The organism is Kitasatospora herbaricolor, from assembly GCF_030813695.1.
GTDB lineage: Bacteria > Actinomycetota > Actinomycetes > Streptomycetales > Streptomycetaceae > Kitasatospora > Kitasatospora herbaricolor.
The window spans coordinates 2,279,246-2,298,984 of record NZ_JAUSVA010000002.1; the positions used below are offsets into that span (position 1 = coordinate 2,279,246).

Below are 19,739 nucleotides of genomic sequence, written 5' to 3' on the forward strand. Positions count from 1 at the left end.
CCCGCAGGAGAACACCGCGGGTACCGGGGTGCGGAGCATCCGCACCCCGGCCGACGTCTGCCCGGACGGCGTCCGCCCGGCGGGCCCGCTACCCCAGCTCGGCCGCGAACAGCTCCCGCACCCGCAGCCAGGAAGCCTCGGCGGCCGCCTTGTCGTACGGCTCCCGGCCCGGGAAGAAGAACGCGTGCCGCGCCCCCGGGTACACCACCAGCTCGTGCCGCACCCCCGCGGCCGCCAGCGCGGCGCCGATCCGGTCCCGCTGCTCCGCGTCGATCACGTGGTCCAGCTCCGCGAAGAGCATCAGCACCCGGACGTCCCGCGCCGCGAGGGCATCGGTCACCGCGTCCAGCAGCGGGTCCGGGCGGCTCAGCGCCGTGCCCGCGTCGGGCAGCCACCCCGGGTAGAAGATCGCCGCCGCCGCGAGGTCCAGCCGCCCGGCCGCGAAGTAGGCGATGTGCCCGCCGAGGCTGAACCCGAGCACCCCGGCCCTCCCGCCGGCCCCCTCCGCCTCCCGGACGTGAGCGAGCGCCGCCCGCAGATCGGCCTCCACCCCGTCCCGGGTCAGCCGCCCGAGCAGTTCGAAACCCCGCGCCCGGTTCTCGTCGCTCTCCACCAGCCCGCCGGCGGTCTCCGCCCCCGAGCGGTGGTAAAGGTTGGGCGCGATCGCCACGTACCCGAGCGCCGCCACCTGCCGCACGACGCCGCGCACCTGCTCCGTCAGCCCCCACAGCTCCGACCCGACCAGCACGGCCGGGTACCCGCCGGCACCGGCCGGCACCGCCGGCCGGGCCAGGTAGGCGGTCATCGGGGCCTCGGCGCCGGCCTCGATCGCGACGTCCCGGGCGACGATCTCGTGAGTCATGACTCCCCCTCGTACAACGCGCGCAACAGTGGTCACGGGAACAACTCCACGACTCTGTCACACCTCTGACGGTCCGTGGCGTCACCGGCGACACGTTGCGCGGCCTGGCCGTGCAACGCTGCTCGACGGCAGCCGGCTGCCCCGCGCCGTCATCCTCGGCCTCGGCCTGCCGTTCGCCCGGCCCGGCCGGACGGCGATGACGCCGGGGACACGCGGCCGGGCGGGCGGCGGGGCGGGGACAGGGCGGCAGAGCGGCAGAGCGGCGACAGGGAGCGGCCGGGGCAGGCAGGATGTCCGGGTGGACATGGACCAGGTGACCATCAGCGAAGAGGACCGGCGGCAGCTCGGCGCATGGGCCGCCGACTGCGCCGAGCGGGTACTGCCCCTGTTCGAGGCGAAGGCCCCCGCCGACACCCGCCCCCGCGAGGCCGTCGAGGGCATCCGCCGCTACGCACGCGGCGAGATCCCGCGCGGCCCCCTGCGCCCCCTCGCCTACGCGGCCCTGGCGGCCGCCCGCGAGGCCGGAGAGCCGGCCGCCACCGCCGCCGCCCGGGCCGCCGGCTACGCGGCGGCGACCCCGTACATCCACCCGCTGGCCACCCCGCACCAGTCGAACCACGCGCTCGCCCCGGCGGTGCAGACCGCCCGCGCGAGCGAACTCGCGGCCGGCGGCGACACCGCAGTCGGCGACCGGGAGATCAGCCGGGCGGTCGAGCACGCCCCGGCGGCCGTCCGCGGCGTCCTGGCGCAACTGCCGGCCTGCGGCCCCGGCCGCAGCCGGGCTGAGCTGCTGCGCCACCGGCTGGACGCGGCCCTCCGCGACTGACGGCGGCGCGGCCGCCGCCCGGGCGGGGCCGGGGCCGCAGGCCGGGCGGGCAGCGGGGTGCGAGCAGCGGGGTACCGGCCCGGGTGGGCGGGACGCGACGGCATGGCCGGTGTCCGCCGTGGGTACACCGACACCGGACACCTCCGTCTGAGCGTCAACACCCCGGCACGCCAAGAGAATACGAGGCTCCGATGAGCGTGTCCCTGCTGGTACCGGTCTTCTGGCTGGTCCTCGCGCTGCTCCCGATGGGCCACGGGCCGGTGCGCCGGCTGTTCCTGGGCCTCCTGGTGGGGCTCTCGGCACTCGCCGTCGTGATCATGTTCTTCTACGCCCAGGACGCGTCCCAGCGGGCCCGCTGGACGAGCGACGGCCAGAACTGGTGGCAGGTGCCCCTGCTCACCGCCGCCCTGCTGGCCCCGGGCGCGATCGTGGCGCTGGTCCGGCTGGCCCTGGCGCGGCCGGGCGGGGCCCGACGGTAGGCCGGGCGACGGGTCGAGTCCGGGCCGGCCGCCCCGTACGCCCGGTCGAAGAAGCTCGCCACCGGCCTGGCCGAGCCGTGCTGCTCACTCACCCGCGAGGGCGAGGGCCGCACCGGCCACGGGAGGAGCAGCCGCATCGGCGCGGCCGTGAACGGCCTCCCGGCCGGGGCGCCATGCCCGCCGCCGGCACCAACCACCCGCCCGAGCGGCCGAGCCCACCGGCGTCCCCGCGTCGCGGAAACCCGGGGCGCGGGGTCGGGGGCGGGGGCACAATGGCCGCCATGGCCACCCTCCCCGTCTCCAGACGCGCCGAACTCTTCCCCGACGCCCGGTCGGAGGCCCGCTTCAGCACCTCCGCCACCGTCGACGAACGCACCATGCTGCTCGACTTCCTGCGCGCCCAGCGGGCCACCCTGGAACTCAAGTGCGCCGGCCTGGACGGCCAACTGGCCCGGCGGGCGGTGGAACCCTCCACCCTCTCGCTGCTCGGACTCGTCCGGCACCTCGCCGACATGGAACGCGGCTGGTTCCGGCAGACCCTGGCCGGGCAGGACGCGCCACCCCGCTTCTCCTCGCCGGCCGCCCCCGACCAGGACTTCGACGGGGCCGCGCCCGACCCGGCACTCGTCACCGAAGCCTGGCAGGCCTGGCGCGAAGAGGTGGCGTTCGCCGAGGAGTTCGTCGCCGCCGCGCCCGACCTGGACATCGGCGGCGTGAACCCCTGGCGAGGGCCGGTGTCCCTGCGCTGGGTGCTCATCCACATGATCGAGGAGTACGCCCGGCACAACGGACACGCCGACCTGCTCCGGGAGCGGATCGACGGGGCGATCGGCATCTGAGGCCCGCGAGCGGGCCGGCACCGGACTCCCGACACCCGACACCCGGCACCCAGCACCCGGCACCCGGCACCGCTGACGGAGCGTCATGCGCCTATGATCGAATCGTCCGTCCAGGCCTGCACCGGAGATTCGAACCCCATGTCCGACCAGCGAGTTGTCATCGTCACCGGCGGCGGCACGGGCATCGGCGCGGCCACCGCCCGGCTGCTCCGCGCCCAGGGCCACCAGGTGGTCGTCTCCGGCCGGCGCCCCGAGCCGCTGCGCCTGGTCGCCGAGGAGACCGGCGCGGTGGCCCACCCCTCCGACACCGCCGACCCCGCCGACGTGACGGACCTGGTGGCGTCCACCGTGGCCCGGTTCGGACGGCTGGACGGGCTGGTCCTCAACGCCGGGATCGGACGCGGCGGAGCCGTCGGCGACCTCTCGGTGGAGGACTGGGAGGCCGTCATGCGGATCAACGTCACCGGCCCCTTCCTGCTCCAGAAGGCCGCCCTGCCCCACCTGTTGGAGTCCCGGGGTGCGGTGGTCGCGGTCGCCTCGGTCTCCGCCCTGCGCAACGGCACCGGCAACGCCGCCTACGCCACCTCCAAGGCCGCCCTGCTGCAGCTCTGCCGCTCCCTCGCGGTCGACTACGGCCACCGCGGGCTGCGCGCGAACATCGTCTGCCCGAGCTGGGTCCGCACCGAGATGGCCGACCGCCGGATGGCCCGGTTCGCCGAGGAGGAGGCGCTGCCCGGCGGCACCGAGCAGGCCTACCGGGAGGCGACCGGCCTGACACCCGTCCACCGCCCCGGCGAACCGCGCGAGGTCGCCGAGGCCGTCGGATGGCTGCTCTCGCCCGCGTCGAGCCTCGTCAACGGCGCCGTACTCACCGTGGACGGCGGCATCACCGCCGTCGACCCCGGCACGGTCGCGTTCGACGTCCACCTCGGCCCGCGCCGCTGAGGCCGGCCCGGGCGACCACGTGCCCGGCCGGCCCCCTCCCTTCGGCCACGGGCGGAGCCGGCCGACCAGGGTGGCCGCGGTGGCGATGCCGGTACGGGACGGGCGCGCGCGGCGGCCGTCGCGGGCCGCCCCCCGTCAGCGCGCCGACGGGGACGCCTTCGCCAGCGCCGCGGCGCTCTCCGCGGCCGTCAGCACCCGGACCAGCACCAGGTCGCCCGGGATGCCCGGGATGAACCGGCCGGCCGGCCAGCTCCGCCGGTACGGCGGCGGGTCCAGGACGAGCGTGCGGACGCCGTCCACCACCGGGATGTCGCTCGGCGTGCCCTCGTTCCAGATCCACGAGCCGTCCGGGGCGAGCAGGTTGAACGAGCCCGTGGTGTGCGGACGCCGCTCCGGCGGCAGGTCGGCGGCCCGGCAGGCCTCCACCGCGGCCGGCTCCGGCGCCTCGCCCGCGAGGTGCCGCCCGGCGATCAGGACGTGCGCCAGCAGGGTGTGCAGCTGGAAGTTGTCCACCACCCCGCTCATCCGCATCAGGTATCCGGTGCCGGACGGCCGGTCGAGCACCAGCAGCGGCTCCTCGTCGAGCGTCGCCGCCGCGTAGGTCAGGCACCTGAGTTCGTGGTGGGCCTCGGCGTATCGGTCGGCGAGGGCCAGCAGGTCGGCGGTCGTGCCGGACCGGGCAGCGGCCCCGCGGACGGCGGCGTGCGAGAGCACCGCCACCGCGGCCATCTCCCAGAGGTGCAGGGTCCACCAGGCGGTGACCGCACGGCGGACCTCCCGGGCCTCCGGCGCGTCCGGGTCCGCCCCGTCGAGCAGCAGCTCGGTCGCGACGTCCGGGTCGGCGCCGTCCTCCGGCTCCGGCAACTCATCCTCGCCGGCTGCCCGTTCCCAGGCCTCGGCGAACCGGAGCGCCCCCTCCAGCGCCTCCCGTACGCCGGCCAGGATCGGCCCCGAGCAGGCGACCGGATCGGCGCCGTTCTCCACGCAGGCACCCGTCATCACGGCCAGGTACGCGCGCGGCCACGGCGGCACGGTGGCCAGCATCGCCGCCAGCCTCGGCCCGGCCGCGCCGAGTTCGGCGGGCTCGGCACGGCCGATCGCCTGCTGGAGGTCCCGGCAGGCGGCCTCGAAGGCCGCGGAGTCCTCGGCGGCGACGGCCGCCTCCAGGCGGGAGAACTCGGCCGCCAGGGCCGGCCGAGCAGGCTGGATCGGCTTGCGGCCGGGGCGGTGGAAACTGATTCGGTCGAACACCATCCGCGCAGCTTAGAGGGCACTCCCGACAGCGGATCAGCGGCCCCGGTCCCGGTCGCGGTCGCGGGCAGGGGCGCGGCCGGGCGGGACGACCCCTGCGGCCGGGCCGGTCGGAGGATACCTGTCGACGACCCGCCGGCCGCGGCCAGGGCGCACGCGGCCGTGCCGTACCGCGCCGCGCGGTGGCGGTGCGGTACGGCACGTGCTGCGGTTCCGGCCGGGGCCACCGTCCGGCTCACCGGGCGGGCGTCACCGTCCGCGGTTCACCAGGCGGACGGCGCCGGCGGCGCCACCACCGGCGGGCGGTCGTCGCAGGTGATGGTGTTCGGCAGCTCCCAGCCGGCCAGCCAGGGGCCGGTGGTGCCGCCACCGTCGTTGCCGCCGAGGTCGTTCAGCGCGAACTCCGAACCGGCGGGGGTGAAGTGGAAGGTCCCGCAGTTGTTCACGCCGACCGCGCCGACGTTGCGGGCGTCCACGTTCTCGAAGGTCGCGGAGCCGGCCGCGCGGGCGCTGACCACCGAGGTGCCGGTGCCGTCGACCTTGATGTCCTTGAAGTGGACGTTGGTGATGGAGTACTGGTCCTTCACCGGCCAGTCGGCGACCAGCATGATCGCGTTGTAGGTGTTGTCGAGGAAGTTGTCACCCGTCACCCGGATGTCCGCGTCGATGCTCTTCTCCAGGGCCGAGAACCAGATCGCGCCGAGGCCGATGTTCCAGTTCAGCTCGTAGGTGCCCGCTCGGACGGTGGTGTTGTCGGTGATGGACAGCCGCCCGGTGAAGGCCTCGGCGCCGAAGCGGGAGCCGACGTGGATCGCGCTGCCCTCACGGACCGGGTCGGCGATCAGGTTGCCGGAGACGGTGTTGTCGGTGCCGCCGTAGATCGCGATGCCGTTGGCCAGCACCGGCGTCTGGACGGTGTTGTGGTCGAAGGTGTTGTTCGCGTCGGCGATCTTCTCGGACCACATGGCCAGGCCGTCGTCGCCGGAGTTGCGGACGAAGTTGTTCTGCACCAGCGAACCGGTCACGCCGGTGTGGAAGTTGAGGCCGTCGGCGATCTGGTCGGCGATCACGTTGCGGGTGATCCGCAGGTTCTTCATCGGCCCGTCGAACCAGAGGCCCACCTTGGTGTGGTGGATGTACAGGCCGTCGATGGTGGAGTCGCTGAGCGCCCCGCCGATGCCGTTCACCTGGTCGGTGTCGATCCGCTCGCGGACGTCGCCCTCGATCGCGAAGCCGGACAGGTGGACGTTCCTGCTGCCGCCGGCCGCCGCGTCCTTGCCGTAGAAGCCGACGCCGGTGTGGACCGACCCGTCGGGCGCCGGGGTGGCCAGGTCGACCTGGTGGCCCTTGATGATCGTGTACCAGCTGCCGGCGCCCTCGATCGTCACGTCGTCCACGACGATGTGACGGTTCACCTGGTAGGTGCCCGGCGGGATGTAGACCTTGAGGTGCTTGCGCTGGGCGAAGGCGATCGCGCGGTCGATCGCGTCAGCGGAGTCCCGCCGGCCGGTCGGGTCGGCGCCGAACGCCAGCACGTCGGCCGCCAGCAGGTCGACGTGCGGCAGGCCGACCAGCTCGGTGTCGACCAGGTCGATGACGGTCCACGCGGCGTTGCTGCCCGCCGGGACGGTCAGCCGGACCTTGTCGCCCGCGCGGTACTTCTGGCCGAGCAGCAGGCGCTGCTCGTCGTAGAAGTGGTTCGGCCGGAACGGCTTGGCGATCTCGGGGGCCGGGTTGGTGGCGGCGGGCACGCAGCCGCACTCGGTGATCCACCAGTCGGGGTGCAGCAGGCCGGCGCCCGGGTCGTTGCTGAACGGGTACTGGTTGTAGAGCCAGGAGTACTGCGAGGTGAGGGTCGCCGTGGTGCGGTTCTTGCCGTTCACGGTGACGTCCAGCGGCGCGGTGATGCCGCCGCCGCCCGGCGCGTCCGGGATGCTGTACCGGACGGTGAGCGCGTTGGCCGCGCTCGGCAGGGTGAACTCGACGTACTGGCCCGGCGTCAGCTTGACCGCCTTACGGCCGGAGGCCTCCGCCGGCAGGGTGTACGCGGTGCGGTCCGGGCCGATCACCGAACCGTTGGTCGCCGCGTTCTCCGCCTCCTGCTCGGCGAAGCCGACACTCGCTCCGCGGCCCGCGACGAGCGAGGGGTCCAGGCCGGCGCGGGTCACCACCGGCGCCTGGGCGCCGCCCGTCGCGGCCGGGCCCGCCCCGGCGGCGAAGGCCGGGCCGGTCATCAGGACGCCGAGACCGACGGTCGCCGCGGTCACCGCCGCGACCGCGGCCCCTGCGGCGCCGTTGCCGCCCGGCCGCCGGGCGGGCCGTCTCGCTTCGGTTCCTGTGACGTTCCGTGACATCGCACTGCTCGTTTCTCTCGGGAGGGCGGGTGCCTGGAGACGCTGCGCGGCACCCGCGAACGCCTTGAGGGTGAGGCGACAGTAGGGCGCGCACGCCGCACTCCACAAGCCTTCTGCCAAAGACTTGCAAAGCTGTGCCATCAAACTTCGTCAGGATCGTGGGTTTTTGCATTCCTGGGCATCGCTCGTTGCGGAACACCCGCGGACGAACGACCCCCCGGACGCCACTGCGCGGGCCCGCGGACGCACCACCCCGACCCGGGCCCACCCGGCACTCGCGGACCGCCCGGCCGGGCTGGCAAGCTGTCCCGGTCGGGACGCCGCCGGGCTCCCGGGGCAAGGGGGGACGGGACTTGGACGTCGACGGCAGGCCACCGGAGCAGGAGCGCGCCCCGACGGCCCGCCAGGCGCCGCCCTCCGAACCGGAGTCGGCCGCCGCGCCGCCCTTCGACCCGGAGCTGGCCGCCGCACTGACCGCGGCGGGGGCGACGGCCCGGGGGCCGGTCACCCCGGCGGGCCTCCCGGCGGCGCAGCGGCGGGACGCCACCGCCCGCCCCAGGCCGACCCTGCGGGAGCTACGGGCCGACGGCCGGTTCGAGGTGGAGGAGCTGCGCGCGCCGGTCGGCCAGGGCGGCACGGAGGTCACCCTGGTCGTCGCCCGGCCGGCCGGGGCCGCCGTGCCGCTGCCCGTCCTGCACTACCTGCACGGCGGCGGAATGATCATGGGCAACGCGTGGTCGGTGCTGCCCCGGCTGCTGCGCGAATGGGCCCTCCCGCTGGGCCTCGCCGTCGTCTCCGCCGAGTACCGGCTGGCACCACGGGCGCGGTACCTGGAACCGGTGGAGGACTGCTACGCCGGCCTCGTCCGGGTGACCGGGCGGGCGGCCGCGCTCGGCCTCGACCCCGGCCGCGTCGTCCTCGGCGGGAAGAGCGCCGGCGGCGGACTCGCCGCGGCACTCGCCCTGCTGGCGCGCGACCGCGGCGGCCCGGCCCCGATGGGCCAGCTGCTCCTCAGTCCCATGCTCGACGACCGAGACCGCACCTTCTCCGGCCGGCAGATGGCCGGACTCGACACCTGGGACCGGACTTCCAACGCCACCGCCTGGCAGGCCCTGCTGGGCGACCGGTACGGCGCCGCCGACCTGTCGCCGTACGCGGCCGCCGCCCGCGCCACGGACCTGTCGGGCCTGCCCCCGGCCTACATCGAGGTCGGTTCCACCGAGACCTTCCGGGACGAGGGCGTGGCCTACGCCGACGCGATCTGGCGGGCCGGCGGCGAGGCCGAACTGCACGTCTGGCCGGGCGCCTTCCACGGCTTCGACACGCTCGCGCCGCGGGCCGCCCTCAGCCGGGACGCCCACGAGGCCCGTACCCGCTGGCTCCGGCGGATCCTCGCCCGCTGAGCCCCGCCCGGCGCCGTCCACCCGGCCCCGTCCACCCGGCCCCGTCCGACGGGCCTCCTCCACCGGTCCCCGTCCGGCGAGGGCCGCGCCGGGGCCCGGTGGGCGCCCCGCCGCACCGCCGCACCGCCGCACCGCCGCACCGCTCAGCGCAGGGCGTCGAGCGTCCCCAGCAACTCGTCCAGGCCCTCCGTCAGGCGGGCCCTGGTCTCGTCCGCCGGACGGTCGGCGGCCACCGGTATCGGCCCCCACCACCAGTTGGCGGTCTCGTGGGCCGGCGTGAACCCGGGCCCGGGGAAGTCGGACCCGGCCCAGAGCCGGGCCGCCAGACCGGAGTACGCACGGTGCAGGGGCCGCTTCAGCTCCGGCGGGACGTCCGGGCTCCAGATCCCGAAGGTGAGCGGGGTCGGGAAGTCCGGGGACCACTTCTCCGGCTCGTAGCCGACGTAGAGGTGCAGCCCGCCGACCATGTACCGGGCACGGAAGTACACCCCCTCGCGGTCCACCCACTTGGGGTTGCCCGTCCGGCTGGTGCGGGCGTCCCGGTCCATGCCCTCGAAGAGCAGCTCGGCGGTGGTGACGGCCTTGCGGAAGGTGTCGCGGGTGACGCCCTGCTCGAGTTCGGCGCGCGACCACTCCACCAGTTCCTTCTCCAAGCGCCCCACCAGCCCCTCCAACTGCTCCACCTCGAAGTCCAGCTGGGGGAGGTGACCGGCTCCGGCCGCGCGGATCCGCCGCAGCAGCACCGGCCAGGAGGTCACCACCAGGTGCCGTCTGCCGCTGGTCGTCATGACCTGCAGCCCGGTGCCGTCCGCGGTGAACTCGTCGTAGCCCAGGCCCTCCTGGCGCACCCGCTCGGCCAGCTCCGCGCAGAGCCGCTCGATCCGGGAGCTCGGGCAGAGGAACAGCACCACGCCGCCCTCGGTCACCCCGCGCAGGTAGCCGCAGGGCTGCGCGTCGGTGAGCCCGGCCCAGAACTTCCCCTCGACCACCACCCAGCGCTCACCGCCGTGCTCACCGACGATGTCGGGGCGCCCCTGCGCGTCCGCGACGACGGCCTCGGGGCGGTACAGCAGGCGGTCCCGGTCGGCCGGGTCCACGGCCGACAGCGCGCCCAGCACCTCCCGCACCGGCGGGTACTCCCGGGCGAGGTAGTACAGCCCCGCGGTCGCCACCTGCTCCCGGCGGGTGACGAACTGATCCACGAGGTGCACGAGCAGGCCGTCCGGCACTGTCCCCCCAGGGTGCGCGCTGTCCGATGCCGAGCGACTCTACAGGTTGCGCGCGGCAGGCCGCCGGGTGATGCCCGCGGGTGAACGGCGCGGTACGTCCGGCCGTGACCGGCCCGGGGGCCGCCCTCGCCCGCGGGCTCCGTCCCTTGCTTCAGCGCCCCTCGGCTCGGGCCGCGCCGTGCGGCAGGTCCTCCGCCCAGGGACGCTCGCCCGCCGCCGGCATCCCCAGCCAGGTGATCACGGTGGGGACGACCCGGCCCAGCTCGGGGCGGAAGTGCGCGCCCGCCATTCCGTCGCCGGAGGACCGGCCGGCGAGGCGGCGGCCGATCCACGGGCCCAGGTGGGCGCCGAGCCAGCGCAGGTCCGAACGGAGCTTCGCGACCCGGCCGAGGGGTGCGGCGGGCGGCAGCGGCGCCCGCCAGTCGAACGTGGCCGGGCGGCCGAGGGCCTCCAGCACGGCTTCGGCCACCCGGCGGTGGCCCTCCGGCGAGAGGTGGAGACGGTCCTCCGCCCAGAGCCGCCGGTCGTCGAAGCAGGGGGCGGAGAACAGGTCGACGACGACCACCCTGGGATCGGCGGCGAGCCGCTCCACGAAAGCCTTCATCCGCAGGATCGGGGCCAGCAGCCGGGCGCTGCCGCCCAGCCGGCGGGTCGGGTCGGTGCTGGTGAAGAGGACGACGACGGCGCCGGAGTCGAGCAGTGCGGCGGCGGACCTGCCGAGCAGCTCCTCCACCCGGTCGACGTCGCAGCCGGGCCGCAGGACGTCGTTCAGACCGCCGGCCAGGGTGACCAGCTCGCCGCGCAGACCGGCCGCCTCACCGATCTGCTCGTCGTGGATCTGGCCGATCAGCTTGCCGCGGACGGCGAAGTTGGCGTACCGGAAGCCCGCGCCGTCGGGCTGCTCCGCGGCCAGCCGGGCGGCCACCCGGTCGGCCCAGCCGCGGTAGCGGCCGCTCGGGAGCACGTCGTCGCACATGCCCTCGGTGAAGGAGTCCCCGACGGCGACGTAGCTGCTGAAGCTGGCGTAGCGGTCGGGGCGGTCGGAACCGCGGGACACGCTGGAAGTGGCTGAGTTCTCCATGGCGCGACGATCGTACGCGCACCGGTCGGGTCGGCCGCGACTGCCCCTACCCGTCCGTAACCCGTACGGGCTCCGGCCCTTGCCCGGTCGCCGGGCGGCCCGGCGGGAGCGGCCGGCCGCCGACGCCGGCCCCCGGCGCCGGTCACCAGACCGGGCGGATCCGCCCGGACGGGCCGAGCCGGGCGAGGTCCTCGCGCAGTTCCCGGATCCGTTGCTCGCCGAGCAGTCGGGCCCAGGGGCGGACGGCGTCGGCGGCGGCCTCGTCGGCGGCGCGGGTGCAGGCCCAGCCGCGTTCGGTGAGGACGACGAGCCTGGCCCGGGCGTCGGTCGGGTGCGGCCGGCGCTCGACGTAGCCCTTGCGGGTGAGCTCGTCGACCAGCTGGCTGGCCGCCTGCTTGGTCACGCCCAGGTGCGCGGCGATCTCGCCGACGCCTGCGCCGTCCGGGGCGAGGCGGACGAAGGCGAAACCGTGCGCGGGTCGGATGTCGTCGAAGCCACGGGCCCGGACGCCGGCGTCGACGGCCTGCACGAGGTCGGTGGCCAGGCCGAGGATCAGCGGGACGAGGGAGCTGTCGGCGTTCTCGGTCATGGCAAGGAGTCTGCCAGAGCGCTTGACAGGATAGTCAAGCTGATTGACCATATAGTCAATCAGCTTGACCACTTTTCCCGACCAGCCGGAAGAGGAACCCGCCATGCCCTTCGTCCCCGCCGACGCCGCCACCGTCCACGAGATCCACGGCGCCCGCTTCACCTCCTACGCGTCCACCGCCTCCGGCAGCACCGAACTGTGCGCCTGGCGGCTGGACGTCCCGGCCGGCAGCGCGGGTGTGCCGCACACCGTCGGCCGCGAGGAGATCCTGCTGCTGCTCGGCGGCTCCCTGCGGATCACCCTCGACGAGGAGGAGCGCACGGTACTGCCCGGCGACACCGCGATCGTCCCGGCCGGCACCGTCCTGAAGGTCGACAACCCCGCCGACCGGCCGGCCCAGGCCTGGGTCACCACCAGCATCGGACTCACCGCCACCCTCCCCGACGGCTCGGTGCTCACCCCGCCGTGGGCCGCCTGAGAGCCAGGCCCCGGCGGCCCTCGCCGCCGATCCGGGCCGGGCGCCGCCACCCGGCTGCGCCGACCGCCCCCCGAGCGCCCCCGAACACCGGATCTGCGGCATGCTGGAGATCCGTACGCAAGGGGGAGGTCCGGATGAACGCACCGTCGTGGCGGGAACCGCCGTCGCCGTCCGGGCGGACGGCCACCGCGTCCGCGGCGCCCACCCCCGCGGCCGTCCTCAACCACCAGCCCGCGCCCGACGCCGCGGCCGGCCCCGACGCCACGGCGAGCCCCGAGGCCACGGACCGGCCTGCCGGGTACAGCATCGGCGAGCTGGCCGAGACGGCCGGGGTCAGCGTCAAGACCGTCCGGTTCTACTCCGACTCCGGGCTGCTCCCGGAGGCCGGCCGCAGCCCCGGCGGCCACCGCCGGTACGGGGCCGGGGCGTTGGAGCGACTGCGGACCGTCCGCCGGCTGCGGGCGCTGGGCCTGGCCCTGCCGGCGGTCGCCGAGATCCTGCACGGCGAGGCCGAGCTGGCCGGGGCACTGGCCCGCCAGCGCGAGGAGACCCGTCGCCAGATGGCCGAACTACGCTGGCGGGAGGCCGCCCTGGCGGCCTTCGAGCTCGCCGGCCCGGAGGGCCTGGAGCTGCTCGGAGAGGCCCTGGACAGCCCGCCCGGCCCGGACGTGCTGGCCGCGTTCTGGCGCCGGATCCTGCCGGTCCGGCTGCCGCCCCGGCTGATGTCCGCGATCGTCGGGTCGGCCGTCCCCGAACTGCCCGCCGACCCGACCCCGCAGCAGGCCCTGGCCTACGCCCGGCTGCACGCGCTCGCCTCGGACCGGGCCGCCGCCGCGTCCATCCGGGACCTCACCGGCCCCGGGCCGGGGTGCGACGCGGTGAAGATGTACGAAGGGCTCGGCGAGGCGTACGCACTGGCCGGGCAGGAGTTGCGGGCCGGCCGGCCGCCCGCCGCCGGCGGGGCGCTGGACTGCTTCGTCCAGGCCCACGCGGCGGCCGAACGCACCACCGACTCGGCCGGCTTCCGGCGCGGGCTGGCCGACCGTACGGCGGGGCGGCGCGACCTCAGGATGGAGCGCTACTGGTCGCTGGCGGCCGAGTTGCGGGCCGACGGCGAGCCGGACATGGGGTCGGCCCACACCTGGCTGGCCGTCGCGCTCAAGTCCTCCGTGCGGTACGCCTGACGACGCCGGTCGTTCGGGCCGGGCCCCCGCCCGAACCCGGTCCGGCCGGTGCTCAGCCGCCCACCGCGGCGCCCCGCACCGCCGCCGGCGAGCCGAACCAGTGCTCCCGGACGGCATCGGTCGGACGCTGCTCACCGAGCAGGTCGGCGCCCCACTCACCGAGCGCGAGGACGACCGGGCGCAGCGCGGTGCCGCGCTCGGTCAGCTCGTACACCACGGCGTTGGCGGGCCGTTCGAGTTTGCGGCGCAGGACGAGACCGTCGGCCTCCAGCTGCTTGAGGCGGGCGGCGAGGATGTCGGTGGAGACGCCGGGCAGGTCGGCGTGCAGGTCGGTGTAGCGGCGCGGGCCGCCGAGGAGTTCACGGACGATCAGAAGGCTCCAGCGCTCCCCCACCGCGTCCAGGGCGCGGGCGACGGCGCAGTACTGGTCGTAGCTTCGGCGTGACATGGGGATCAGCATAGCCAAAAGGTTGGACTTTCCAAGTGGTTACTTGGTAGAACAAAGCGACCAGGTTGGTGAGGGTGAGGGTCGGGAGGCCGCTGATGGAGTTCCGCCAGTCCAGCAAGCTCAAGGATGTCTGCTACGAGATCCGCGGGCCGGTGGTCGACCAGGCGAACGCGCTGGAGGAGGCCGGGCACAGCGTCCTGCGGCTGAACACCGGCAACCCCGCGACCTTCGGCTTCGAGGCGCCCGAGGAGATCATCCAGGACATCGTCCGCAACCTGCCGAACGCCCACGGCTACAGCGACTCCCGCGGCATCCTGCCGGCCCGGCGCGCCGTGGTGCAGTACTACCAGCAGCGCGGCGTCGCCGGGGTCACGGTCGACGACGTCTACCTCGGCAACGGCGTCTCCGAGCTGATCCAGATGTCCGTGCAGGCCCTGGTGGACGACGGCGACGAGGTGCTCGTCCCGGCCCCCGACTTCCCGCTCTGGACGGCCGTGGTGCGGCTCGCCGGCGGCAAGGCCGTGCACTACCTCTGCGACGAGGAGGCCGACTGGTACCCCGACCTGGACGACATCGCCGCCAAGATCTCCCACCGCACCAAGGCCATCGTCGTCATCAACCCCAACAACCCGACGGGCGCCGTCTACCCGAAGGAACTGCTGGAGGGCATCCTCGACCTGGCCCGGCGGCACAACCTGATGGTCCTCGCCGACGAGATCTACGACAAGATCCTCTACGACGGCACCGAGCACCACTGCCTGGCCGCCCTCGCCGACGACGTGGTCACCCTCACCTTCAACGGCCTCTCCAAGTCCTACCGGGTGGCGGGCTTCCGCAGCGGATGGCTGGTCGTCTCCGGCCCCAAGGCCCGGGCCAAGGACTACCTGGAGGGCCTGACCATGCTGGCCGGCATGCGCCTGTGCCCCAACGTCCCGGCCCAGTACGCCGTGCAGGCGGCGCTGGGCGGCCACCAGTCCATCAACGACCTGGTGCTGCCGACGGGCCGGCTCGCCGAGCAGCGGGACGTCGCCTGGCGGGCCCTCAACGACATCCCCGGCGTCAGCTGCGTCAAGCCCAAGGGCGCGCTCTACGCCTTCGCCAAGCTCGACCCGGCCGTGCACAAGATCGTCGACGACGAGAAGTTCGTCCTGGACCTGCTGCTCCGCGAGAAGATCCACATCGTCCAGGGCACCGGCTTCAACTGGCCCCGCCCCGACCACTTCCGCTTCGTCACCCTCCCGCGGGCCGACGACCTGGAGACGGCCATCAGCCGGATCGGCCGCTTCCTGACGACGTACCGGCAGTGAGCGGCCGGACCCGGACCGGACGCCCCGCGGGCCTCAATTGCCGCGCGGGGCGTACATGATGACCACCACGCCGACCAGGCAGACCAGCGCGCCGAGCACGTCGTAGCGGTCCGGCCGGTAGCCGTCCAGCGCCATCGCCCACGCCAGCGAACCGGCCACGAACACCCCTCCGTACGCCGCCAGGATCCGGCCGAAGTTCGCATCCTGCTGGAGGGTGGCGACGAAGCCGTACGCCCCGAGCGCGACCACGCCCGCGCCGGCCCAGGCCCACCCCCGGTGCTCCCGCACGCCCTGCCAGACCAGCCAGGCACCACCGATCTCCAGCACGGCGGCGAGGACGAACAGCAGGGCGGAGCGCAGCACGGTCATGCCCCGACCCTACGACGGCCCGCGGCCGGTGCCCGGCACCACTACCGGCACCCGCACCGGCACCGGCACCGGCACCGGCACCGGCCGAGGGGTCACTCCACGGGCGGCGCGGTGACCACCGAGAAGTTGAAGTCCACCGGGCCGAGCACCCCGTACAGCCGGAGCCAGAGCGGCATCAGCAGCTCGGTGGCGCGGGCACTCGACAGGTCCCCCAGGTCGACGATCCGGTCCGGAGCCCAGCCGAAGGACTCCAGGATCGCCGAGACCTCGGCCTTGGCACCCGCGTCGTCGCCGCTGACGAACACGTTGTGGTGGCCCGGGACCAGACCGGGATCGACCATCACGCTGTTGTTCATCGTGTTCAGCGTCTTGACGACCCGGGTCTCCGGGAAGGCCTTCTGCAACTGCTCCGCGAGGCTGCCGCCGTCCGGCGTGACGACGCTGGGCGGGAAGCCCGCGGAGAAGTCGAGGGCGTTGGACACGTCGACCAGCACCTTGCCGCGCAGGTTGTCCGCGCCCGCGGCCTCCAGCACGGCCATCGAGACCAGGCCGCCGGTGGCGTTCACCACCAGCTCCCCGGCCGCGGCGGCGTCCGCGAAGGTGCCGTGCGCGCCGCCGTTGTCCGCGGCCCACTGCTTCGCCTCGGCGTTGTCCGCCGTACGGGAGCCGAGGGTGACCTGGTGGCCGAGCGAGACCAGCTTGCCGGCCAGCCGACGGCCGACCTCTCCGGTGCCCAGTACCGCGATCTTCATCTGCCTGCTCTCCTTCGTGTCCATGCGCCATCATCGTGCGGAGGCCGCGAGTTCGGCGGCCGCGGCGTCGGACCGATCATCCCGGTCGGCGGCGCCGCCGGCAGGCACTTCCCGATCTTGCTCCCGGATCGTCGCCGGATTCCGGCGCCGGGCCTCCGGGCCTCGGCGTCCGCGCTTCGGCCTCCGGGCCTCTGCCGCTCCCCGACAGGTGCTGCGGGTGACCGTAGGGCGGTACCGTCCGGGGCGGAAGTACGTACTTTTCGGTGCCTGTCCCGGGGGAGAGCGATGGAACCCGACGTGTTCGACCCCCGGTGCGGGTCCCGCGAGGTGCTCGGCCTGATCGCCGACCGGTGGAGCGCCCTGGTCCTCTACGCCCTGCGCGGCCGCACCCTGCGCCACGCCGAACTGCAGCGGGCGATCGGCGGGGTCAGCCAGAAGATGCTCACCCAGACGCTCCGGAGCCTGGAGGCCGACGGCATCGTCCGCCGGGTGTCCTTCCCCGTGGTGCCGCCGCACGTCGAGTACTCGCTCACCCCGCTCGGCGACACCCTCTCCCCGCTGCTGGCCGAGCTCTGCCGCTGGGCGGAGACCCACCTCGACGAGATCCGGTCCGCCCGCGCCGGGGACGCCACCGGGTAGCTGCCGGGTGCCCGCCGGGAAGCTACCGGCCCGAGGGGCGGCCCGCAGCCGTCCACCCGGAAGCCGTCACCCGCCCGGGCGACCCGCCGCCACCGCGCGGATCAGCACCGGGGCCCCGACCGGCGGCCGGCACCGGCCGGACAGCACGCGGGCAACCCCGTTGGCGGGCCCGGGACGCACCCGCCGCCGCCCCGGGCCGACGGCCCCGCACCGGGCCGGCGTCGCCCGCCGACCCCGGCCCGCACAGGGGACCACTCGGACGAAGGGCACCCCGCACCTGCGGCGTAAGGTGCGAGGAGGCGACCGGCGGCCCCACCTCCGTCGCCGCGACACCCTCGCACCACCTTCCCCGAACGTCCCCACTCCCCCGGAAGGCCCACCCTCATGCCCAAGCCCCCCGAGCCCGGCAGCCGAGCCCCCGAGTTCACCCTGCCCGGCGTCCTGCTCGACGAGGACATCGCCGAACGCCGCGACTACCGCCTCACCGAGGCCAAGGGCAACCCGCTCGTCCTGGTCTTCTACCCCGGCGACGACACCACCGTCTGCACCAAGCAGCTCTGCTCCTACACCTCGGACCTGGACCGCTTCAAGGACCTCGGCGCCACCGTCTGGGGCATCAGCCCGCAGGACCTCGACAGCCACGAGCGCTTCGCCCGCAAGCACCAGCTGGCCTTCCCCCTGCTCGCCGACACCGACCGCGCCATCGCCCGCGCCTACGGCATCGCCGTCCCCGGCCTCGGCCTGCGCCGTTCGGTCTTCATCCTGGACGGCGACGGCACCGTCCGCTGGAAGCACGTCGCCCTGGCCGGCCTGACCTTCCAGCACAGCGACACCCTCACCGCGCAGTTGGCGGCCCTGAAGGGCTGACCGGGCGGGCGGCGCCGCCGGCCCGGGCGGCCAACCCGCCGGAGCGCGAGCGGCCGCGCCCGTCGGGATGGACGAATTCCGCGTGGCGCCGCCCGAAGCCGCCGCCGAACCGCTCCCCCGGACCGGGACCGGCTCGGCCGTACCGGCGGCGGAGAAATCCACTGATGTCCAGTCACTCCTCCTTGATAGCGTCCGAACTGCTCGGCACATCGTGCCGTCGGTGCCGATTCCTGGGAGGAATTCCTACATGTCCCTTTTCCTGACGGGCCGGGCGTCCGCGACGCCGATCCTCCACGCAGCCGCGCGCCCGCCGCGGACCCGCCGCCGCATCGGGTCAGGCGTCGCGGTGCTGCTCGCCGCCGGCGCCGTCCTGATACCCGCCCAGGCGTCCTTCGCGAGCGCCGGTTCCGCAGGAACGGCGGCGCTCCCGGCGGACGTCTTCCCGCCCACCACGCCCACGGTCACCTCCTGGGACGGGCACAGCCTGGAGGTCGGAGACGTCCCCGCGGGCGTCACCCGCCGGATCAGGTTCACCTCCAGTGACGACCAGGGTCTGGCCGGCTTCTGCTACAGCGTCAACAGCCCGTTGCCGAACCGGTCCGGGTGCGGCGGCTACTGGGCCGCGGCCGGACCGGACGGGGCCGCCGTCGTGAGCGTCGTCCCGGTCCTCTGGCCGACGAACACCCTGACCGTCCAGGCCTTCGACAAGGCGGGGAACACCACATCGGCCGGCGTCCAGATCGTGACCGCCCCGAACACCACCGCCCAAGTACCCGTCACCTCGCTCACCAGGGCCGCCAACGACACCCTCGTCGCTGTCCGGAACAACGGAGACGGCAGTCTCCGGGCCACCAACCAGTCGAGCCCCAGCTCGGGTTTCCGGTCCTGGTACCAGGTCGGCTCCACCGGTCACCGCGGCACCCCGGCGACCGTTCTCTCCCCGGCGGCCGGTGGCACCGTGCACGCCTTCGTGCGCGACAGCGACTACCGCATGACCGATTACGCGCAGTCCGGGCCGACTTCGTCGTTCGGCACGGGATTCACGATGGGAGGGCTGTACGACACCTTCTCCGGTGATCCGGCGGTCGTTCTGGCCGCCGACGGGACGATCGTCGTCGCGGCCGTCGACACCATCGGCAACCTGAAAGTCGCCCGGCAGTCGTCCCCCGGCGGCGATTTCGGGTCCTGGGCAACGGTCGGCACCGGGGTCACCGGCGCCGTGAGCGCCGTCCTGTCACCTGCCGCAGGCGGCACCGTCCAGGTGCTCGCACGCTCCGTGGACGGCCACCTCAAGGCCTTCGCCGAGACCGGCCCGGGCTCGCCCCTGAGCGCCGGCCCGGCGCTCCCCTCCGGATCGCCCTACTTCGCGGGCGACCCCGCCGTCACCGTGTCGGCGGGCGGCGGCCTGATCGTCGCGGCGGTCGACGTCAACGGCGACGTCTGGGCCACCGACCAGGCCCCGACCGGCGGCGACTTCCGCTACTGGTACAAGGTCAGCCTCTTCGGCGGACTCTCCGGCGCGACCAGCCTGGTGCTCTCCCCCGGCGCCAACGGCACCGTCAACATCGTCGCCCGCACCACCGACGGCCACATCGCGCTCTTCGGACAGAGCGGCCCCACCTCCGGCTTCAGCACCGGCGCCTACCTCGGCAGCAACAGCCCCGTCTTCTCCGGCGACCCGCGCGTCGCCCTCGCCGCCAACGGCTCGATGATCGTCACGGCCACCGACACCTCCGGCACCACCTGGGCCGTCGACCAGCCCGCACCCGGCGCCGACTTCCGCAGCTGGTACCGCCTCTGATCCCACTGCCCCGGTGCCCGGCCTCCCCGCTGCACG

19 protein-coding genes and 1 pseudogene are annotated in these 19,739 nt (G+C 74.6%); 11 read left to right on the forward strand and 9 right to left on the reverse strand.

Annotated elements, in window-relative coordinates; all coding sequences use genetic code 11:
- Nucleotides 1-88: 88 nt before the first annotated feature.
- Nucleotides 89-862 carry a dienelactone hydrolase family protein gene (locus J2S46_RS10320; RefSeq protein WP_191290492.1) on the reverse strand — a complete coding sequence of 258 codons (774 nt, stop codon included), beginning with the start codon at nt 860-862 and terminating at the stop codon, nt 89-91.
- 304 nt (nt 863-1,166) lie between these two features.
- Between J2S46_RS10320 and J2S46_RS10325 the strand changes: the two genes are divergently transcribed.
- The 4 genes from J2S46_RS10325 to J2S46_RS10340 all read left to right on the forward strand — a co-directional run bounded on the left by J2S46_RS10325 (nt 1,167) and on the right by J2S46_RS10340 (nt 3,951).
- On the forward strand, nt 1,167-1,688 hold the full coding sequence (locus tag J2S46_RS10325; protein WP_191290548.1) for a putative immunity protein: 522 nt from the start codon (nt 1,167-1,169) through the stop codon (nt 1,686-1,688).
- 191 nt (nt 1,689-1,879) lie between these two features.
- Entirely contained in the window at nt 1,880-2,167 is a 288-nt protein-coding gene (locus tag J2S46_RS10330) for a hypothetical protein (RefSeq protein ID WP_191290491.1), read from the forward strand.
- Nucleotides 2,168-2,448: 281 nt separating this feature from the next.
- On the forward strand, nt 2,449-3,006 hold the full coding sequence (locus tag J2S46_RS10335; protein ID WP_191290490.1) for a DinB family protein: 558 nt from the start codon (nt 2,449-2,451) through the stop codon (nt 3,004-3,006).
- Between the two features lie 138 nt (nt 3,007-3,144).
- Complete coding sequence (locus J2S46_RS10340) at nt 3,145-3,951, forward strand: SDR family NAD(P)-dependent oxidoreductase (RefSeq protein ID WP_191290547.1); 807 nt, start codon at nt 3,145-3,147, stop codon at nt 3,949-3,951.
- Nucleotides 3,952-4,086: 135 nt separating this feature from the next.
- Here J2S46_RS10340 and J2S46_RS10345 read toward each other — a convergent pair whose 3' ends face one another.
- Together J2S46_RS10345 and J2S46_RS10350 are read right to left on the reverse strand one after the other, a co-directional pair.
- On the reverse strand, nt 4,087-5,205 hold the full coding sequence (locus J2S46_RS10345) for a hypothetical protein (RefSeq protein WP_191290489.1): 1,119 nt from the start codon (nt 5,203-5,205) through the stop codon (nt 4,087-4,089).
- A gap of 260 nt (nt 5,206-5,465) precedes the next feature.
- Nucleotides 5,466-7,436 carry a glycosyl hydrolase family 28-related protein gene (locus J2S46_RS10350; protein ID WP_229912799.1) on the reverse strand — a complete coding sequence of 657 codons (1,971 nt, stop codon included), beginning with the start codon at nt 7,434-7,436 and terminating at the stop codon, nt 5,466-5,468.
- 578 nt (nt 7,437-8,014) lie between these two features.
- Here J2S46_RS10350 and J2S46_RS10355 point away from each other — a divergent pair.
- On the forward strand, nt 8,015-8,959 hold the full coding sequence (locus J2S46_RS10355; RefSeq protein WP_229912798.1) for an alpha/beta hydrolase: 945 nt from the start codon (nt 8,015-8,017) through the stop codon (nt 8,957-8,959).
- A gap of 143 nt (nt 8,960-9,102) precedes the next feature.
- On the opposite strand, the gene J2S46_RS10360 is transcribed toward J2S46_RS10355, so the two are convergent.
- The 3 genes from J2S46_RS10360 to J2S46_RS10370 all read right to left on the reverse strand — a co-directional run bounded on the left by J2S46_RS10360 (nt 9,103) and on the right by J2S46_RS10370 (nt 11,858).
- A complete protein-coding gene (locus J2S46_RS10360; protein ID WP_191290486.1) occupies nt 9,103-10,161 on the reverse strand; it encodes a hypothetical protein in 1,059 nt (352 codons plus the stop codon).
- A gap of 178 nt (nt 10,162-10,339) precedes the next feature.
- On the reverse strand, nt 10,340-11,269 hold the full coding sequence (locus J2S46_RS10365; RefSeq protein WP_191290485.1) for an SGNH/GDSL hydrolase family protein: 930 nt from the start codon (nt 11,267-11,269) through the stop codon (nt 10,340-10,342).
- Nucleotides 11,270-11,411: 142 nt separating this feature from the next.
- Entirely contained in the window at nt 11,412-11,858 is a 447-nt protein-coding gene (locus J2S46_RS10370) for a MarR family winged helix-turn-helix transcriptional regulator (RefSeq protein ID WP_191290484.1), read from the reverse strand.
- Nucleotides 11,859-11,961: 103 nt separating this feature from the next.
- Between J2S46_RS10370 and J2S46_RS10375 the strand changes: the two genes are divergently transcribed.
- Nucleotides 11,962-12,336 (forward strand): cupin domain-containing protein, encoded by a 375-nt coding sequence (locus J2S46_RS10375; protein ID WP_191290546.1) that lies wholly within the window; start codon nt 11,962-11,964, stop codon nt 12,334-12,336.
- Between the two features lie 134 nt (nt 12,337-12,470).
- Nucleotides 12,471-13,520, forward strand: a complete 1,050-nt coding sequence (locus J2S46_RS10380; RefSeq protein ID WP_191290483.1) for a helix-turn-helix domain-containing protein — start codon at nt 12,471-12,473, stop codon at nt 13,518-13,520.
- Nucleotides 13,521-13,578: 58 nt separating this feature from the next.
- On the opposite strand, the pseudogene J2S46_RS10385 reads toward J2S46_RS10380, so the two are convergent.
- Nucleotides 13,579-13,968, reverse strand: a pseudogene (locus tag J2S46_RS10385) (winged helix-turn-helix transcriptional regulator); the annotation flags it as partial.
- Nucleotides 13,969-14,063: 95 nt separating this feature from the next.
- Here J2S46_RS10385 and J2S46_RS10390 point away from each other — a divergent pair.
- Nucleotides 14,064-15,275, forward strand: a complete 1,212-nt coding sequence (locus tag J2S46_RS10390) for a pyridoxal phosphate-dependent aminotransferase (RefSeq protein ID WP_073922174.1) — start codon at nt 14,064-14,066, stop codon at nt 15,273-15,275.
- 33 nt (nt 15,276-15,308) lie between these two features.
- Here J2S46_RS10390 and J2S46_RS10395 read toward each other — a convergent pair whose 3' ends face one another.
- Both J2S46_RS10395 and J2S46_RS10400 read right to left on the reverse strand, forming a co-directional pair.
- A complete protein-coding gene (locus tag J2S46_RS10395; protein WP_191290481.1) occupies nt 15,309-15,644 on the reverse strand; it encodes a YnfA family protein in 336 nt (111 codons plus the stop codon).
- A 92-nt stretch (nt 15,645-15,736) separates the two neighbouring features.
- Complete coding sequence (locus tag J2S46_RS10400) at nt 15,737-16,396, reverse strand: NADPH-dependent F420 reductase (protein ID WP_191290545.1); 660 nt, start codon at nt 16,394-16,396, stop codon at nt 15,737-15,739.
- A 285-nt stretch (nt 16,397-16,681) separates the two neighbouring features.
- Between J2S46_RS10400 and J2S46_RS10405 the strand changes: the two genes are divergently transcribed.
- The 3 genes from J2S46_RS10405 to J2S46_RS10415 all read left to right on the forward strand — a co-directional run bounded on the left by J2S46_RS10405 (nt 16,682) and on the right by J2S46_RS10415 (nt 19,703).
- Nucleotides 16,682-17,035, forward strand: a complete 354-nt coding sequence (locus J2S46_RS10405; RefSeq protein WP_191290480.1) for a winged helix-turn-helix transcriptional regulator — start codon at nt 16,682-16,684, stop codon at nt 17,033-17,035.
- 384 nt (nt 17,036-17,419) lie between these two features.
- Nucleotides 17,420-17,902 carry a peroxiredoxin gene (locus tag J2S46_RS10410; protein ID WP_191290479.1) on the forward strand — a complete coding sequence of 161 codons (483 nt, stop codon included), beginning with the start codon at nt 17,420-17,422 and terminating at the stop codon, nt 17,900-17,902.
- Between the two features lie 247 nt (nt 17,903-18,149).
- The gene (locus J2S46_RS10415) at nt 18,150-19,703 is read left to right on the forward strand and encodes a PLL family lectin (RefSeq protein ID WP_191290478.1); all 1,554 of its coding nucleotides are present in this window, start codon (nt 18,150-18,152) and stop codon (nt 19,701-19,703) included.
- Nucleotides 19,704-19,739: the final 36 nt, after the last annotated feature.

What these genes read in the sequence shown, in the direction of transcription:
- J2S46_RS10320 (WP_191290492.1), bottom strand. Translation starts at nt 862, where the DNA reads ATGACTCACGAGATCGTCGCCCGGGACGTCGCGATCGAGGCCGGCGCC.
- J2S46_RS10325 (WP_191290548.1), top strand. Translation starts at nt 1,167, where the DNA reads ATGGACCAGGTGACCATCAGCGAAGAGGACCGGCGGCAGCTCGGCGCA.
- J2S46_RS10330 (WP_191290491.1), top strand. Translation starts at nt 1,880, where the DNA reads ATGAGCGTGTCCCTGCTGGTACCGGTCTTCTGGCTGGTCCTCGCGCTG.
- J2S46_RS10335 (WP_191290490.1), top strand. Translation starts at nt 2,449, where the DNA reads ATGGCCACCCTCCCCGTCTCCAGACGCGCCGAACTCTTCCCCGACGCC.
- J2S46_RS10340 (WP_191290547.1), top strand. Translation starts at nt 3,145, where the DNA reads ATGTCCGACCAGCGAGTTGTCATCGTCACCGGCGGCGGCACGGGCATC.
- J2S46_RS10345 (WP_191290489.1), bottom strand. Translation starts at nt 5,205, where the DNA reads ATGGTGTTCGACCGAATCAGTTTCCACCGCCCCGGCCGCAAGCCGATC.
- J2S46_RS10350 (WP_229912799.1), bottom strand. Translation starts at nt 7,436, where the DNA reads ATGACCGGCCCGGCCTTCGCCGCCGGGGCGGGCCCGGCCGCGACGGGC.
- J2S46_RS10365 (WP_191290485.1), bottom strand. Translation starts at nt 11,269, where the DNA reads ATGGAGAACTCAGCCACTTCCAGCGTGTCCCGCGGTTCCGACCGCCCC.
- J2S46_RS10370 (WP_191290484.1), bottom strand. Translation starts at nt 11,858, where the DNA reads ATGACCGAGAACGCCGACAGCTCCCTCGTCCCGCTGATCCTCGGCCTG.
- J2S46_RS10375 (WP_191290546.1), top strand. Translation starts at nt 11,962, where the DNA reads ATGCCCTTCGTCCCCGCCGACGCCGCCACCGTCCACGAGATCCACGGC.
- J2S46_RS10380 (WP_191290483.1), top strand. Translation starts at nt 12,471, where the DNA reads ATGAACGCACCGTCGTGGCGGGAACCGCCGTCGCCGTCCGGGCGGACG.
- J2S46_RS10390 (WP_073922174.1), top strand. Translation starts at nt 14,064, where the DNA reads ATGGAGTTCCGCCAGTCCAGCAAGCTCAAGGATGTCTGCTACGAGATC.
- J2S46_RS10395 (WP_191290481.1), bottom strand. Translation starts at nt 15,644, where the DNA reads ATGACCGTGCTGCGCTCCGCCCTGCTGTTCGTCCTCGCCGCCGTGCTG.
- J2S46_RS10400 (WP_191290545.1), bottom strand. Translation starts at nt 16,396, where the DNA reads ATGAAGATCGCGGTACTGGGCACCGGAGAGGTCGGCCGTCGGCTGGCC.
- J2S46_RS10405 (WP_191290480.1), top strand. Translation starts at nt 16,682, where the DNA reads ATGGAACCCGACGTGTTCGACCCCCGGTGCGGGTCCCGCGAGGTGCTC.
- J2S46_RS10410 (WP_191290479.1), top strand. Translation starts at nt 17,420, where the DNA reads ATGCCCAAGCCCCCCGAGCCCGGCAGCCGAGCCCCCGAGTTCACCCTG.
- J2S46_RS10415 (WP_191290478.1), top strand. Translation starts at nt 18,150, where the DNA reads ATGTCCCTTTTCCTGACGGGCCGGGCGTCCGCGACGCCGATCCTCCAC.